Origin of the sequence: Asticcacaulis sp. SL142, assembly GCF_026625745.1 — a bacterium.
In the GTDB taxonomy this organism is placed as follows: Bacteria; Pseudomonadota; Alphaproteobacteria; order Caulobacterales; family Caulobacteraceae; genus Asticcacaulis.
The window spans coordinates 277827-293628 of sequence record NZ_CP113061.1 but is presented as its reverse complement, the minus strand read 5'-3'; the positions used below and the strand labels follow the sequence as shown (position 1 = coordinate 293628).

General features: G+C 56.1%; 17 protein-coding genes and 1 pseudogene. 11 read left to right on the top strand and 7 right to left on the bottom strand.

The genetic code is table 11. From position 1 onward, the window contains the following. Position 1: 1 nt before the first annotated feature. From map to radC, 3 genes are read left to right on the top strand one after another with little or no spacing between them, the layout of a single operon-like run. Entirely contained in the window at positions 2-817 is an 816-nt protein-coding gene (map, locus tag OVA03_RS01290; protein ID WP_267526427.1) for a type I methionyl aminopeptidase, read from the top strand. A 20-nt stretch (positions 818-837) separates the two neighbouring features. Continuing rightward, the gene (locus OVA03_RS01285; RefSeq protein WP_267526426.1) at positions 838-1011 is read left to right on the top strand and encodes a hypothetical protein; all 174 of its coding nucleotides are present in this window, start codon (positions 838-840) and stop codon (positions 1009-1011) included. Continuing rightward, on the top strand, positions 1011-1751 hold the full coding sequence (gene radC / locus OVA03_RS01280) for a RadC family protein (RefSeq protein WP_267526425.1): 741 nt from the start codon (positions 1011-1013) through the stop codon (positions 1749-1751). Before OVA03_RS01285 ends, radC begins: the two co-directional genes overlap by 1 nt. Before the next feature lie 199 nt (positions 1752-1950). On the opposite strand, the gene OVA03_RS01275 is transcribed toward radC, so the two are convergent. From OVA03_RS01275 to OVA03_RS01255, 5 genes are all read right to left on the bottom strand, one after another. Continuing rightward, positions 1951-3315: a hypothetical protein gene (locus tag OVA03_RS01275; protein ID WP_267526424.1), complete on the bottom strand. Its 1365-nt coding sequence runs from the start codon at positions 3313-3315 to the stop codon at positions 1951-1953. Positions 3316-3434: 119 nt separating this feature from the next. Beyond that, on the bottom strand, positions 3435-4037 hold the full coding sequence (locus tag OVA03_RS01270) for a sulfite oxidase heme-binding subunit YedZ (protein WP_267526423.1): 603 nt from the start codon (positions 4035-4037) through the stop codon (positions 3435-3437). Positions 4038-4040: 3 nt separating this feature from the next. After that, the gene (gene msrP / locus OVA03_RS01265; RefSeq protein ID WP_267526422.1) at positions 4041-5009 is read right to left on the bottom strand and encodes a protein-methionine-sulfoxide reductase catalytic subunit MsrP; all 969 of its coding nucleotides are present in this window, start codon (positions 5007-5009) and stop codon (positions 4041-4043) included. Positions 5010-5097: 88 nt separating this feature from the next. Then, entirely contained in the window at positions 5098-6408 is a 1311-nt protein-coding gene (locus OVA03_RS01260) for a peptidoglycan-binding domain-containing protein (RefSeq protein WP_267526421.1), read from the bottom strand. 126 nt (positions 6409-6534) lie between these two features. Next, positions 6535-8400 (bottom strand): glycoside hydrolase family 9 protein, encoded by a 1866-nt coding sequence (locus tag OVA03_RS01255; RefSeq protein WP_267526420.1) that lies wholly within the window; start codon positions 8398-8400, stop codon positions 6535-6537. 146 nt (positions 8401-8546) lie between these two features. On the opposite strand from OVA03_RS01255, the gene purB reads away from it, so the two are divergent. From purB to OVA03_RS01235, 4 genes are all read left to right on the top strand, one after another. After that, the gene (purB, locus tag OVA03_RS01250; RefSeq protein WP_267526419.1) at positions 8547-9851 is read left to right on the top strand and encodes an adenylosuccinate lyase; all 1305 of its coding nucleotides are present in this window, start codon (positions 8547-8549) and stop codon (positions 9849-9851) included. Positions 9852-9857: 6 nt separating this feature from the next. Next, complete coding sequence (locus OVA03_RS01245; RefSeq protein WP_267526418.1) at positions 9858-10598, top strand: 2OG-Fe(II) oxygenase; 741 nt, start codon at positions 9858-9860, stop codon at positions 10596-10598. Positions 10599-10606: 8 nt separating this feature from the next. Then, positions 10607-11308, top strand: coding sequence for a 2OG-Fe(II) oxygenase family protein (locus OVA03_RS01240; RefSeq protein WP_267526417.1), 702 nt, complete (start codon positions 10607-10609; stop codon positions 11306-11308). Positions 11309-11449: 141 nt separating this feature from the next. Then, positions 11450-12232, top strand: coding sequence for a hypothetical protein (locus tag OVA03_RS01235; protein ID WP_267526416.1), 783 nt, complete (start codon positions 11450-11452; stop codon positions 12230-12232). Positions 12233-12268: 36 nt separating this feature from the next. On the opposite strand, the gene OVA03_RS01230 is transcribed toward OVA03_RS01235, so the two are convergent. Next, a complete protein-coding gene (locus OVA03_RS01230) occupies positions 12269-12592 on the bottom strand; it encodes a DUF1476 domain-containing protein (protein WP_189488399.1) in 324 nt (107 codons plus the stop codon). Positions 12593-12855: 263 nt separating this feature from the next. Here OVA03_RS01230 and purC point away from each other — a divergent pair, with 263 nt between their 5' ends. The 3 genes and pseudogenes from purC to purQ all read left to right on the top strand — a co-directional run bounded on the left by purC (position 12856) and on the right by purQ (position 14672). Further along, complete coding sequence (purC, locus tag OVA03_RS01225; RefSeq protein WP_267526415.1) at positions 12856-13617, top strand: phosphoribosylaminoimidazolesuccinocarboxamide synthase; 762 nt, start codon at positions 12856-12858, stop codon at positions 13615-13617. Positions 13618-13737: 120 nt separating this feature from the next. Further along, the gene (gene purS / locus OVA03_RS01220) at positions 13738-13989 is read left to right on the top strand and encodes a phosphoribosylformylglycinamidine synthase subunit PurS (RefSeq protein ID WP_267526414.1); all 252 of its coding nucleotides are present in this window, start codon (positions 13738-13740) and stop codon (positions 13987-13989) included. Between the two features lies 1 nt (position 13990). Then, positions 13991-14672 (top strand): annotated as a pseudogene (gene purQ / locus OVA03_RS01215) (phosphoribosylformylglycinamidine synthase subunit PurQ). An 11-nt stretch (positions 14673-14683) separates the two neighbouring features. On the opposite strand, the gene OVA03_RS01210 reads toward purQ, so the two are convergent. Then, positions 14684-15010, bottom strand: coding sequence for a hypothetical protein (locus tag OVA03_RS01210; RefSeq protein ID WP_267526413.1), 327 nt, complete (start codon positions 15008-15010; stop codon positions 14684-14686). 121 nt (positions 15011-15131) lie between these two features. Between OVA03_RS01210 and OVA03_RS01205 the strand changes: the two genes are divergently transcribed. Continuing rightward, complete coding sequence (locus OVA03_RS01205) at positions 15132-15713, top strand: hypothetical protein (protein WP_267526412.1); 582 nt, start codon at positions 15132-15134, stop codon at positions 15711-15713. Positions 15714-15802 lie beyond the last annotated feature (89 nt).

Genomic DNA, 15802 nt, shown 5'->3' with positions numbered 1-15802 from the left:
CATGACCACAGATTCAGATTACCTCGTCCGCTCACAGTCGATCCGCATCCATACGGCGGACGATTTCGAAGGCATGCGCAAAGCCGGACGGCTGGCCGCCGATTGCCTTGACATGCTGATCCCCTATGTCGTGCCGGGGGTGAAGACCTCCTATCTGGATGATCTGGCTCGGCAGTTCATTTTCGATCACGACGGCCTACCCGCCTGTCTCTATTATCGCGGCTATTATCATACCGTCTGCATTTCGCCGAACCACATCGTCTGTCACGGCATTCCCGGTGAAAAGACCCTGCGTGACGGCGATATCGTCAATATTGACGTGACGGCGATTATTGACGGCTGGCACGGCGATACCTCGCGCATGTATGAGGTCGGTCAGGTCAATGCCAAGGCTAAGCGTCTGGTCGATATAACTTACGAATCCCTGCGTCTGGGGCTTGAACAGATCAAGCCCGGCAACACCTTTGGCGACATCGCCGCGGCCATTCAAAAATATGCGGAAGCGCAGCGCTGCTCGGTCGTGCGCGATTTCTGCGGCCACGGTGTCGGTCAGATTTTCCACGACACTCCGAATGTTCTGCACTTCGGCAAGGCCGGCACCGGCCCTAAGCTTGAAGAAGGCATGTTCTTTACCGTTGAGCCGATGATCAACCTCGGCAAACCGGACGTGAAGGTTCTGAACGACGGCTGGACCGCCGTGACCCGCGATAAGTCCCTGACCGCGCAGTGTGAGCACAGCGTCGGTGTGACCAAAGATGGCGTCGAAATCTTCACCGCCTCACGCACCGATCAGTTCCGCCCCTTGCCGGTTTTGTAAGATCTCATCTTTTGGGGGGCATGATGATATCTGAAGTGTTTACCACAGCAGATGGTGAGATTTCAGTTTGGTTAGATGGTGGCATTCATGTGAGGATGGATAGCCTTCGCAAAGACCCCGTTGAACTCTCTGAAGATGATGCCCTGGCCCTTTCAGAAGCTTTATTGAAACTTGTAAATACGGCGCGTGAATAATGGCAGACGCTGAGGACTTTGATTTGGCGGCGGGACCATTCCGCCCTGAGCATGGCGGCCATCGTAATCGCTTGCGTGATCGGGCGCGTAAGGCCGGGGTGTCCACCCTGCCCGACTATGAACTTCTGGAACTGTTCCTGTTCCGCTCGATCCCCCAACGCGATGTTAAACCGCTGGCCAAGGCGCTGATTGCCCGTTTTGGCAGCCTGCCTGCGGCTTTGTCCGCACCGATTGAAGATATGCTTCAGGTGTCATCGCTTGATAATGCCGGTCGGGTGCTCAAGATCACACCGGAAATTGCGCTTGATCTGCAACTGATGTTTGAAGCGACGCGCAGGCTGTTGGCCGAACCGCTGAAACGCACGACGGTTTTGTCATCCTGGTCGCAACTGATCGCTTATTTGCGGGTGACGCTGGCCTATGAGCCGCGCGAGCAGTTTCGTATTATATTCCTCGATAAGAAAAACCAGCTTATTGCCGATGAAATTATGGGCCATGGCACGGTCGATCACGCCCCGGCTTACCCCCGCGAAGTCATGCGGCGGGCGCTGGAATTGTCGGCCAGTAATGTGGTCTTAGTCCACAATCACCCAAGTGGCGACCCCATGCCGTCGCAGGGCGATATCGACATGACCAAGGCGATCATCGCCGCCGGAAAACCGCTCAAGATCACCGTCCACGACCACCTGATTGTGGGCCGCGAAGGCGTTGCCAGTATGAAGCAGATTGGGTCTATCTAACGCGGCCCACACATTTTAGTTGCCCTAACGCTACGCTTTTTGAGGGCTGGGCCGCGAAGGCGTCGCCAGTATGAAGCAGATCGGCTCAATCTAAACTTTGCAAAAACTCAAATTCAGGCGCGAAGCCGCCTTAAGCCTGAATTTGTCGATATTGAACCGTGAAAAAGTACACTGAGCACAGCGAAGGACTTTTTCACGATCATTGCCGGTAGCCCCAGGTGATCATCCAGCGATCCAGTTCAACCAGCGAGGTCAGATCCTTGCCGCGATCATACTCAAGGCCAAACGCGAAATGGCTGGTGTCAGTCGGATAATACATGGCCCGCGCCCCCAGCCGGTCGGCACTGGCGCGGTTTGAGGTAACATCCTCACGCGCACTGTACTGCACATTCATACCAAAGGTCGGCAAACCGGCTGGACGCTTGAGGCGCACCCCCCATTCCATATCATAGCCCAGACGGCCATATTGCTTGACGTTGTTCAGCGTCACCTTCTCGCCCGGATCATCAATGCCGACATAGTCCGCCACAATGGTCATGTTGGCGTTCTGGCACCACACACAGTATTCGCGCTTGGGGTCTGCGTCGCCATATAGCCAATACTGCACCGGCGGCTTGAGCGAGGCCTCAAAGCGCGTCAGAGCCGACTTAAACTCATCATCCGTCTGCCAGGCCGCCGTCAGATTGCCGATATAGGCATGTTCGGCTTCATCATCAGCAAAGCGGAACCGGCTGCGGATACCAAAATCAAGGTTATTGACTTCGCTATACTGGTTCCAGTGCGTGACCCGCTCATAGGCCACGAACGGGCGGATATTGCCTGAGGTTTTGGTCGAATCGGTGTCATCACCCCATTGCACGATATCGGGCGCAGCTATGGCGGCCCTGATGTTAACGATCGCTGACTTATCCGAAGCGCTTTTGTAATATGAGATTCTGGCCGGATCGCGCTGAGAATATTTATCTTTTTCAGTCTGACTGACGTTAGATGCAATTCTGAACCGTGACAGGAAGCTACGCTTTTCCTGAATGGCCGGCAGGGTCTTTTCCGTGACCACCGGCGGCGTGACCTCAGCCACAACCGGCGCCGGCGGGGCCGTGCAGGTCAGGACATAGCCCGGATTATTGGGGTCATAAAAGGCGGCGATGCGGGCAATATCGCCTTCGGGCTCCGGCCAGTTGGCCTTCCACTCCAGCTTAAGCCCCCGTCCCTCGCGCACGCTCAGCATCCGGGCGGCGGCATTGCGAAGTTGCGCCAAAGATACCTGAGATGGGGACGCTTCGGCGGGCTGGCAGGCCGTGCCGTCACAGATGGTCGTGGCAATCCGTTCCCCCAGCGGCACCGACTGCGGCCCCATAAAGCTCACATCCAGCGTCACCGGATAGCGCGACAAAAGCTGGGCAATGGCCAGATCGCGCGACAGGACGCGCTCATCACCGCTGGGCTCACAGGCCTTGGAATCCAGTTCGACAAAGGCCGCATCGGCAAAATTGACGGTACGCACCGGCATTTCGGCGCTGGCCGTCGTAGCACTCATCATCAAGGCGGCGATCAGACTTCCCAAAGACAAATTCCGTAATCGTGTGTTTGGCGGTGAGTTTGCATTGCAATAGTTTTCAAACTTTTACCGTCCAAGCCAGCATTTGCAAGCGCTGAGGGATAAACTCCGCTTGAGCAGGCGTATTAACGGCGTCGCTTTGCCGCCTCAAACAGCCGCCATCCCAACAGAACCATCAGGATCGCGCCATAAATCAGCGGCATGGTTTTATCGGCCTTGGCCAGCAGAAAATAATGCAAAACCCCCAGCGGCACGATGATATAAATCAGCTTATGCAGGTTACGCCACACCCGTCCGCCTATGGCCTTGATGGCCGCATTGAACGAGGTGACCGCCAGCGGGATCAGCAGCACAAACCCGATCATGCCAAAGGTGATGTAAGGTCGTTTGACAATATCTTTCCAGATCGCGTCCCAGTCGAAATACTGATCGATGCCGATATAGCTGGTCAGGTGGAGCAAAATATAGGCAAACGCAAACAACCCGATAGGCCTGCGCCAGCGGATCAGGCGCGGCTGCTTAAAAATACGCACCACTGGCGTAATGGCCAAGCCCACGATCAACAGCCGTAGTCCCCACACCCCAAGCTGACGGATAATCGTCTCGATCGGATTGACGCCCAGATCACCGTTATAGCCGCGCCAAATCAGCCAGAACAAAGGCAATAGGCACAGCAAACAGATAAACACGATATCTAAGGTAAAGCCTTTTTTATTTGATTTTACCATGACTTAGAAAAACTTCTTCAAGTCCATATTGCGGTACATGCCCGCCACCTGATCGCCATAGCCGTTGAACATCAGGGTATCACGGCGGCGGAACTCACCGATGCGACGCTCAGTGGCCTGCGACCAGCGCGGATGATCGACATTCGGGTTAACATTGGAATAAAAGCCGTATTCATTGGCGCCGTACCTCTGCCACGAAGTCGGCGGCTGACGTTCGGTGAAGGTGATATCGGTGATCGACTTGATCGACTTAAAACCGTATTTCCACGGCACGACCAGTCGGATCGGCGCGCCGTTCTGATTGGGTAAAAGATCGCCGTACAGCCCCACCGCCAGAAATGCCAGCGGGTTAAGGGCTTCGTCCATGCGCAAACCCTCCACATAAGGCCAGTCGAGAACATTTGAGCGCAAACCGCGCATTTCTTTGGGTTTATTAGCCGTTTGAAAAGCGACATATTTAGCTTTTGAGGTCGGTTCAGCCAACTTGATCAGGTTAGCCAGCGGAAACCCTACCCAGGGTATAACCATCGACCAGCCTTCGACACAGCGCAGGCGGTAGATGCGTTCTTCGAGGGCATTTTTCAGCAGGGTTTCAATGGCAATCGTTTGCGGCTTACCGCAAAGCCCGCCGACCTTTACCGTCCACGGCCGGGTGTTTAAACTGGCGGCATATTTGGCTGGATCGAGCTTATCGGTGCCAAACTCATAGAAATTATTGTAGCCGGTGACCGCATCATATTCAGTCTTTTTCTCGGCTGTCGAAAATGGCCCCGGCCTATAGGCCAGCTTGCCCTTGACTTGTGCTGCCTCAGCATCCGTGCCGTCCATCATATCGCAACCGGCAACCGCAGCCGTTACACCAAAGCCCAAACCCAGTTTCATAATCTGGCGGCGCTGATCATAGACGTCTTTGGGCGTGACGTCATTTTCGCTGATGTCGCCATTACCGGGACGGATGCGTTTGATAAACACGGTAACCTCCTGCACTCACGTAATACATACACTGACTTCTGTAAGTGTATACGCCCGTCGCCGGATTCAGGTTACCACGTCACCGGATTTAATGCAGCGATACGCCCAATTCTTTGGCCGCATCGACCGAAATCTGCCCCTGCGCCAGCCCCTGATCAGCCTGGAATTTCTGCATGGCGGTCACGGTCTTGGTGCCCAGCACCCCGTCAATGGCGCCCGGATCATAGCCGCGCTTTTTTAGCGCCGTCTGGATTTCACGCACCTTCGCCGGGGTGGCATTGCGTTCACATAAGACCTCGGACCAGACCGGTTCAGCATCTTTGACCGTGCGGGTTTTGGTCACCATCTTATAGGTCGCGGGGATGACAATCTTTTCCGTACGGGCGTCTTCGACTACTTCTTTGACCTTGGTCTTGCCATAAACCGCCGGAATGACGCGCTCCTCAAACCGTTCAGGTTCAACGATCTCAGTGCGGGGAACCTCACGCGTCACCGCCGGGATCTTGATTTTACGGATACGTTCTGGCTCGATCTCGACCTTGCGCTCGACGATATCATATTCCGCCGGGATCAGTTCCAGGCAATAGACATCCTGCGTGCGGGCATCCGTGCGGTATTTACGGCCATCATTGTGGTGACCGTCATGGCTGCGGGTCGCCTGAGAATAACCAGATTCTTTTCCGGGCCAGGTAAGCTTACCATCCTGACGATAAGCCACCGGGCGGTAATCCCCGGCGGAGACCACCGCCACCTGCGGGGCTATGGATTTTTGCAGCACCCATTCTTCGCGCGCTTCACGCACCATGACCCGCTCCTTGCGGTACTCATAGCGGGCGGGGATGACCTCTTCACGGTAGTGGGCCGCTTCGACCACTTCGGTGTCGCGCACCTGACGGGTAACCGCGGCGATGCGCACGCGCTCGACCCGCTCAGGTTTGATAACGGTTTCTTTTTCGACCCAGCGCGTGACCGCTGGTATGGTGCGCGTCTCATAGCGCTCAGGCGTCGCCTCAACCTTGGCCTGATAGGTCTCGGTCACTGGCGGCTTGATCAGGCGGGTATAGCACTGACCGGCGCGCGCCATCTTGCGCACATCGGCCGGCAAGGCATGGTGCTCCTCGGTGCCTTCGGGGCACGGTTCTTTTAGCTCAGCACGTACCTTGGCCGGCTCAGGTGCCGGAGCGGGCGGCATAGGGCCGGACGTGACCTTGACATTTTCAGTCACATCCGCCGCACGCACCGGCTTCTTGGCCTGTTTTTCAACCTTTTTGACGACGGGACGGGTCTTATTAGTCGCTTGGGCCGGCGGCGCATCATCGCCACCGGCAAAGGCAGGCATCGACGGGACAGACAGGGCCAGAACGGCGGCGACCGCCACCGAAATTTTCAAACCGCGCATGCTTAATCTCCTAAACCGTAACGCCTCGCCCGCGGCTTATCCTACCACGAATAACACGGCACAGTTTAGAATATTAACACAAATTTAACCAACATTAATCTCCCGCAGACGGGTAAATTAACGATATTATTCAGCCTGTTTTCCAATATAAGCCGAAAGCCAGAACAGAGGCGCGTTCCAGTTAATCGCCACTTCGTTGGTTGAATAGCTGTCGATATGGTCGATGTAGCAGGTCTGCGGCTTGCAGTTGGCAAAGATTTCTTTCAGCGCCGGATCAGCCGGATTGCGGTTTTGCGGCCCACCGGCCAACACGCCCGGCGGCGGTGGCGGCAGGGTTTTGTCCTTTGATGGCGCCCAAAACCGGTGATGCGGATGCTGCATCGCGTTTAAGCCATAGCCAGACACGTAGGAGATCATATTGGGATTACGCCCCAACAAATAGTCCATCAAATGAACGGATTGATCGAAATACTTCTGATTTTGCGTGAAGCTGTGGGCATAGCTTAAAATCATGCCACGATTGGCGAAATCGGCATTCGATCCCCACACATAGGGTCGGGTCATCGGGATCATATAGCCCTCGCCCGCCGTCTGGGCGGCGTAGGCGTCGGCGGTTTTGATGATCGCCTGACGCGCCCCGTCACGCATATCGGCAGGGATGTTGGGCGCAATGCTTAAGGACAAGGTGCCGAGCGCCTGTACCGAGCCCCAGGAGATATCGCCGCCCCCTTGGGCATCACCGGAGGGCGAGGACAGATAGTCGGGTGAGGCGCGCACGAAGGTTTCAAACTCCGCCTCTCCCGTCGTGATGAACAGTTCGGCGGCGGCCCAGTAGAATTCATCGGTCGCTTTCGGGTCGCCATAGCCGCCGCCCCCGCCTTGCAGCACGTCGATCGCCAGCACATCCGGCAGTCTTTGCGCCGCCGCAAAGGCGCGCCTGGCCGCCGTCAGACATTTGGCGGCATAGGCATCATCGACACCTTTGAACAGACGCGCACATTGCGCCGCTGAGGCCGCCAGATTAAGCGTCGCCGTGGTTGTCGGATAGCTCAGATAGCGCTTTTCTGTGTCCAGATGGGGCGGCATGGGCACGGCGGTCCAGTGCTCATCGTGCATCTTATGGTGGGCCATGCCCGACGCATCAACTGTGCTGAATTGTAGTTTATCCACCGACTTCATCTGATTGCCGCGCGGCAGTTTCAGGGTCGTGCCGTCCGGCACCTGCATGGCCATCATGAAGTCCATTTCAAAGCGAACTTCGTCCAAAAGATCATTGATGCCATTGGCATTTTCGGGAATGGCGACCTTGCCATCGGCGTAATCGGCAGCCCCTTTCGAGAACTCGTACCAGTTCATCAGCGTCCAGACGGCGATCCCACCATTGACGACATATTTGCCCTGATCGCCCGCGTCGTACCAGCCCTTGGAGACATCAAGCGTATAGGGGCATCCGCCCCAGTCATTGCCGCGAAAATCCTTGGGGCCGTAGCAGGTGGCGGTATCGGGATTATGGGCCACGGGCCGCGCCCAGCGTTCACCGACATATTTGACCTCAATCGGCACGCTGGCGCGCTGATGATAAAAGAAGGCCAGCGCATCGTAACGCAAGCGGTCATAGACATCTGAACCGATATCGAAGGGCGAACTGCCGGTTTGATTCAAGACCAGCACATAATCTTTACCGACCGTTTTCAGTTCGGAAAAATCGATCTGATGCACCAGACGGCCAGAGCCTTCATTCATGCCGAAATACTGGCTCTGACCGCGCGCGACAACCTTGCCGTTAGCGTCTTTTACCTGCCACGGCACAGGCTTGGTATCCGTAGCGGACACAATAGCCATTTTCGGTGAGGACGGCAGAAATCCCGTCTGATTCAAAGCTATCGGCGCTCCACTCTCGCCCACCGCGCCGCCGCCGTAAAAACCGGCGCAGGCCGACACCATAAGGGCTAACCCCATACCGATGACCGGCTTCAAAACACACTTAGCCATGACTGATCTTCCCTGATGTTAGCGTTATCGTTAGTTAGCCCTAACAAATCCCACACCGCCTAAAAAGTACATTTAAATCTTGACTCCCGGCCCGCATCCGCCCAACAGAACCGCATATTTTCTGTCCCCCAAAATCGGATGCCGCCATGATCCCCCGTTACGCCCGCAAAGACGCCACCATCATCTGGGACCCGGCCACCAAGTACAAAATCTGGTTCGAGATTGAGGCCCATGCCGCCACCAAGATGGCGGAACTGGGCGTGATCCCGGTTGAGGCCGCCGAAACCCTGTGGGCCAAGGGCAAGGACGCCGCATTTGATTCAGACCGTATTGATGAGATCGAGCGCACCGTAAAGCACGATGTTATCGCGTTCCTGACCCACGTCTCTGAAATCGTCGGCCCCGAAGCCCGCTTCCTGCATCAGGGCATGACGTCATCGGACGTTCTGGACACCTGCTTTGCGGTTCAGCTTCAGCGTTCCGCCGATCTTCTGATTGAGGATGTCGATCTGCTGCTGGCCGCCATCAAAAAGCGCGCGCTGGAGCATAAGTTCACCCCGACCGTGGGCCGCTCGCACGGCATCCACGCTGAACCGGTGACCTTTGGCCTGAAACTGGCCGGTTACTACGCTGAGTTCGTGCGTGCCAAAAAGCGCCTTGAGGTCGCCCGCGAGGAAATCTCGACCTGCGCCATTTCGGGTGCGGTCGGTACCTTCGCCAATGTCTCCCCCGAAGTCGAAGCCTATGTGGCCGATAAGATGGGCCTCGCCATCGAGCCAGTGTCGACGCAGGTCATCCCGCGCGACCGCCATGCCGCCTTCTTTGCGGCTTTGGGCGTGGTTGCGTCCTCGGTTGAGCGCCTGGCGACAGAAATCCGCCACCTGCAACGCACCGAAGTGCTTGAGGTCGAAGAGTTTTTCTCGGCCGGCCAAAAGGGCTCATCGGCCATGCCGCATAAGCGTAACCCGGTGCTGACCGAAAATCTCACAGGTTTAGCCCGTCTGGTGCGCTCCGCCGTCGTCCCCGCCATGGAAAACGTCGCCCTGTGGCATGAGCGCGACATCAGCCATTCCTCGGTTGAGCGCGGCATAGCGCCGGATGCCTGCGTGCATCTGGATTTCGCCCTGCGCCGCCTGACCAATGTGGTCGATAACCTGCTGATCTATCCAGAAAATATGCAGAAGAACATCGATCGTCTGGGCGGTCTGGTCTACTCGCAGCGGGTGATGCTGGCCATGACCCAAAAGGGCATGTCGCGCGAAGATAGCTATTCGGCAGTCCAGCGCAACGCCATGAAGGTCTGGCGCGGCGAAGGCAACTTCCTCGATTTCCTGTCGGCAGACGAGGATGTCTCGAAATTCTTCACCCGCGAAGAATTGGAGCCGTTCTTTGATATTGGCTACCACACCAAGCACGTCGATACGATCTTCGCCCGCGTGTTTGGCGAATAAGGTCTGATGGCCCGGCTTCCGATCCGCTTTCAGCTTAACCCAGGGCTTGATCGTCAAGCCCTGGCGGAGGCTTATCAAACGCAAGGCTGGGTGCAGGCAGATAACCTGTTTGTGCCCGATGTGGCCGAGCAACTTTATGACATCCTTGAAAAACACACGCCCTGGCACCTGGCTGTGCATCAGCAAGGCGGCAAGCCCCGCCTGCTATCACAAAGCGACTGGCGCGCCCTTGCCCCCGGTGACCTCGAAGCCCTGATGCGGGACGCCACGACGCGGGCGGGCACGGGCTTTTCCTATGTCTATATGTGTTATCCGATGATCGATGCCTATGTTCAGGGGCGTGACGCCGGTCATCCCTTGCACAGCCTGACCGAGTTTTTGAACAGCAACGAAATGCTCAGCTTTGCTCGTGACATTTCCGGGCATGACGATGTCGTCAAAATAGACGCTCAGGCGACATTTTATCGACCCGGCGATTTTCTGACCCTGCATGATGATCGGGATAAGGGACAGCGGCTGGCGGCCTATACATTAGGGTTCAGCCGCAACTGGCGTCCCGATTGGGGCGGTCAGCTTATGTTCCATACGCCCTCAAATGATATCGAACGCGGCTTTATACCGCGTTTCAACACGCTAACTTTGTTCAGAGTTCCGACCCTGCATTCCGTTGCCCCCGTGGCCCCATACGCCCGCAACCCGCGCCTGAGCGTCACGGGTTGGCTGCGCAATGACCCGCCTGTGAAATGAGACACACCATGTCCCTCGCCCTTAACGACGCTTTCGATTTTGCCGGCTACCAGAGCCGCTTTGCCTCCAAGGGCCGTATTCGTCTCGAAGGCGGTCTCGACAGCGAAGACGCCCTGCAAGTTCATCACGCGCTGGAGCAACAGACGGCGTGGGAACTGCACCTGATGTCCGCCCAAGGTGAGCCAGATGTGATTTCGCGTACCGAATTGTCGGAACTGAACGACATGGCGATTCAGGATCGCCTGTCGGCGGCGGCGGAGCGCGCCCAGACCGGCCTTAGTTATCTGCATCTGGGATACGATCTGACCTCAAAAGCGGCGATTGAGAACCTTGGCGAAGGCCACCCGCTGCTTGGTCTCGCCCGCCTGATCTGGTCGGCTGAGTTCGCGGCATTTTGCGAAAATCTGACGGGCCTTAGTGGCCTGAAACTGCGCTCACTGATCGCCACCGCCTATCGCCCCGGTGACTTTTTCACCATGCATCAGGACTCAGGCGCGGCTTTGAGCTTTGACTGGAACTTCACCCACGACTGGCGCTCCGACTGGGGCGGTCAGATCCTGTTCCATTCCCCGTCCGGCGATATCGAAGGCGGCATCATGCCGCGCCTGAACGACCTCAGCCTCTACAGCGGCGAACAGCCCCGCTCGGTCAACAGCGTGGCCGCCTTTGCCGGTGCCCCTCGGTTTGCGGTATCCGGAAGGTTCGAGTAATCAGTCCGGATTTTTAGCCGCGCATCTTACCCAAAAACCGCGCACACTTTTTGGGATGCGCTTTAACCGGCACGCCTTTTGCTCTGGTTCCGCCCTCACCTTTTAGTTGAGCCGGAATAATACAGAAAAAGGCCTACACAGATGGAACCGCAATCCCCCACGCTGATGATGTGGAGCAAGCTTGTCGACCTTCATGTCTTTCATGATAACCTTAAGCAAGAGCGACTGCGCCGCTTCATGCCCTTCCAGCTTGGTCTGATGGCAGGCTTTGCTTTGTCGGTCATGCAACTGATTGCCCCGACCTATCCGTTCTCGGTGCCGGATGTCGGTTACCGGATCATCTGGTTCACGTTCGCGCTCGGCTTTTGCTATATGGGCTTTAACTATGCGCGCCGCACCATGGCGATCGATACGCGCAACGCCGAATATGCCCGCACCATCAAAAACCAGCTTCGTCACTTTGAGCAGCGCCTGAAACCCCTGTTCGGAGATATCGACTTCATGCCCTATGAAGGCCAGTACAAGGTGCTGAACGAGCACTCGGTGCATCTGGATTCCAACGGCGACTATATGATCCCACGCACCCGTCGCTCAGAGCCCGCCCGTATAGATCACCTGGGCGAGCACGAAGACGACGCGGTTGAGCATATGCCTTCCGAAGACGCCCCGCGCCGTCGCCGGTCTTCCAGCCGCCGCCGCTCGTCCGGCAAGTATTTCCTGAACTTCACCCATGTAGCCCGCCCGGCCGCTTTTCACGAAGCCCGCATCCTTCAGGTCGTCTCATGGACATGGGTGGCGTCGCTGATCCTGCCTGCTGATGACTTCGGCCTTTGTGTTCAATGTCATTCACTGGCGTGTGTAATCGCAAACAACAAAAAAGGCGGTGCCCGCAAGCACCGCCTTTTTTGTTGTGAAACTACTTGAGCCTATTGCTCGCCCTTGAGGGCCTCTCATCTTAGGTTATTGCTCGCCCTTAAGGGCTTCGCGGGCCTGAGCGTGATATTCGGCAACCCTGGTGCGAACTTCTGATTCGCTGACCGACAGGTTTGAGGCCTTGAGATCACCTAAAACCTTACGGATCACATCTTCTTCGCCGGGCTGCTCAAAGTCAGCACGCACGACCGCCTTGGCATAGTCTTCAAGGATTTGGCCCGTCAGGCCCATCTTTTCACCGGCCCAAAGACCCACCATGCGGTTGCGGCGGGCAGCAGCCTTAAATTCCAGTTCCTCACTGTGGGCGAACTGGTTTTCAAAGCCCTTGGAACGATCTTCAAACGTAGTCATCTGGTAAAAACCTCTATAGTGCTTTTAAGCTTTAATGCGGCTTATTCCGGCGTGCAATCGAAACCGTCATTTACATCGTAAAAGTTTTTGATTATTTGCAGCCACTACACGCATCAGATATGATGTATAGGCCTTATCCCAAGGTATCCGAAAGGCAGTTCCAGACGGCAAATCCTGTTCCGCCCCCTGATGTTTGCTATCATCGGGGTTTTAGTGTTTTTGCCGCCGCCCCGCTGGCTTTCCCCGTTTGACTGGAGATGGTGATGACCACCAAAAGCCGTAAGAAAATCTACGAAGGCAAGGCCAAGATCCTTTATGAGGGCCCTGAGCCCGGCACGCTGGTGCAGTATTTCAAGGATGACGCCACCGCCTTTAACGCCCAGAAAAAGGCGGTTCTGGACGGTAAGGGTGTCATTAATAACCGCATCTCCGAATTTGTGATGACCAAGCTGAACAACATCGGCGTTCAGAACCACTTCATCAAACGCCTCAACCTGCGTGAGCAACTGATCCGCGAAGTCGAGATCATCCCGCTTGAGGTCGTGTGCCGCAATGTGGTCGCGGGTTCTATGGCCAAGCGCTTTGGTTTGCCGGAAGGCCAGCAACTGCCGCGCTCGATCATCGAATTCTACTATAAGAACGACGCCCTCGAAGACCCGATGGTCACCGAAGAACATGTCACGGCTTTCAACTGGGCAAACACTCAGGAAATCGATGAGATCCTGGCCATGACCCTGCGCGTCAACGATTTCCTGTCGGGGATGTTCGCCGCGGTTGGCATTACGCTGGTCGATTTCAAGATCGAATATGGCCGCCTGTTTGAAGGTGAGTTCTCGCGCGTTATTCTGGCCGACGAAATCAGCCCCGATAGCTGCCGCCTGTGGGATTCGACCACCGGCGACAAGCTGGACAAAGACCGCTTCCGCCGCGACATGGGCAATGTCATCGAAAGCTACACCGAAGTCGCCAAACGCCTCGGCATCATGGGCGATATGCCCAAGGTGATCGAAGGCGGCATAGCTTGAGACTTCGCGAGAAAGTCCTTCGGCTGCGCCTCAGTGTACTTTCTCGCGGTTCATATTGAGAAAATTTTCTAGGGGCGGCCCTGCGAAAATTTTCGCTTTAGATTGATAGAAGTGAAAACAATGAAAGCTAAAGTTCACGTATTCCTGAAACCCGGCGTTCTGGACGTTCAGGGCAAGGCCGTTGAGGGTGCCCTCAATGGCCTGTCGACGGTTCAGGGCTGGGCGAATGTGTCCCACGTCCGCGTCGGCAAGGTGTTGGAGTTTGATGTTGCGGCCACCACCGCCGATGAGGCCAAGGCTCAGGTCAAGGACATGTGCGATAAGCTTTTGGCCAATACCGTGATCGAATCCTACACCATCGAGGTTGCGTAATATGTCGTTTAAGGCCGCCGTACTCGTATTCCCCGGCTCCAACTGCGACCGCGACTGCAAGGTGGCGGTTGAGCGCTCAACTGGCGGCCATGTCGACATGGTCTGGCATCAAGACACGGCCCTACCCTCTGGCCTTGATCTGATCGTGGTTCCGGGTGGTTTTTCCTATGGCGACTATCTGCGTTGCGGGGCTATGGCGTCGCTGTCGCCGGTAATGGCCGAAGTCGTCAAGGCGGCTGAGCGCGGCGTCAATGTCATCGGCATCTGCAACGGCTTTCAGATCCTGTGTGAATCGGGCCTTCTGCCCGGTGCCCTGATGCGCAACAACACCCTGAAATATATCTGCAAGCCGATCGAGCTTAAGGTCGAAAACCACAACACCGCCTTCACCCAAGGCTACCCCCCCGGCCAGAGCGTGTGGATGACCCAAGGCAATGCCGACGGCAATTTCGTCGCCGATGCCGACACACTGAATGCGATTGAGGGCAATGGTCAGGTCGTTTTCCGCTATGTCGAAAACCCGAACGGTTCGGCCAACGACATCGCCGGTCTGATGAACACACGCGGCAATGTTTTGGGCATGATGCCCCACCCTGACCGCGCGTTTGAAGCTGAACTGGGCTCAGGACGATGGCGCGACCCTGTTCAAAAGCCTGCTCAATTCAGCCTTGACCGTCGCTTAAATCCTTGCCGATCAGGTGATGGGCGCGCATTGTTTTTGAGCGGACAGCCCCTGAAGGCGCTTATTGCGTTCGTGCAGCGCTGTGACCTCGGTTTTCTGTGTTCCCGACAGATCAAGAAACAAGGGTGACACTAACAATAACCCGATGTTGTCACGTACCTTGTCCGACGATTCGCCGGTAAGCTCACCGACGCGCCGGATATTGTTATTGTATTCAGCCTGCAAGTGGTCGCACGTAAGCTGCGCATCGACATCCTTAAAGACCTGCACAGGTACGGCGACCCGTCCGCCACAGCCGGATAATACCACAGCCGCACTTAAGACAATCATCAATCTCATTGATTTCCCCCACATATAACTGCCCACCAATACTACAAAATCCGTGGCAAACAAGCTGCAAAATCGATTGACTCAACCCATATTTGGTGAGACTACATGGCCACCAATAATGGGGGCTATCATGAAAAAATTTATCGTTTTGGCGCTGGCTGGGCTGGCATTGACGGGGTGCGCCAGTGCCTCAAAACCGGGTGCAATGGCCGTGGCGGTCACGCCATCGACTCTGATTGAGCAGGAGTCCGTTCTTAAAAACGCCATCGCCCAGGCGACTGTGATCGGCGGCAAGGACACCAACCCTTTGTGGGTTTCCAATGTTTCAAATGCCGACTTTGCCGAGGCACTGCGTCAGTCCCTGTCCGCCAACACCATGCTGGCCACGGATACGGCCCGCTTTAATCTGTCTGCACAACTGGTTGAACTCAAACAACCTTTCATGGGCATCGATATGACCGTGACCGCCAAGGTACAATATACGCTGACGGACGCGGCATCAGGCAAGACCGTCTGGTCAAAAGAGATCGTAACCCCCTACACCGCCAAGATGAGCGATGCCTTAATGGGGGTTAAGCGCCTGCAACTGGCTAACGAAGGCGCCATCAAAACCAATATCGAACAACTGATCGCTGAACTGATCAAAGAAAGCAAAACCAACGCGGAATTAGGCGCGGTCGCATCGGCGGTCAATACACGGATTCTAGGCTAAAAAAAACTTATGGCCGGGGCGGGATTGTGCCTGTTAATTATGTCCCGCCCCGGCTTTTAAACCGATGACAGCGTGGCCTCAATCTGTTA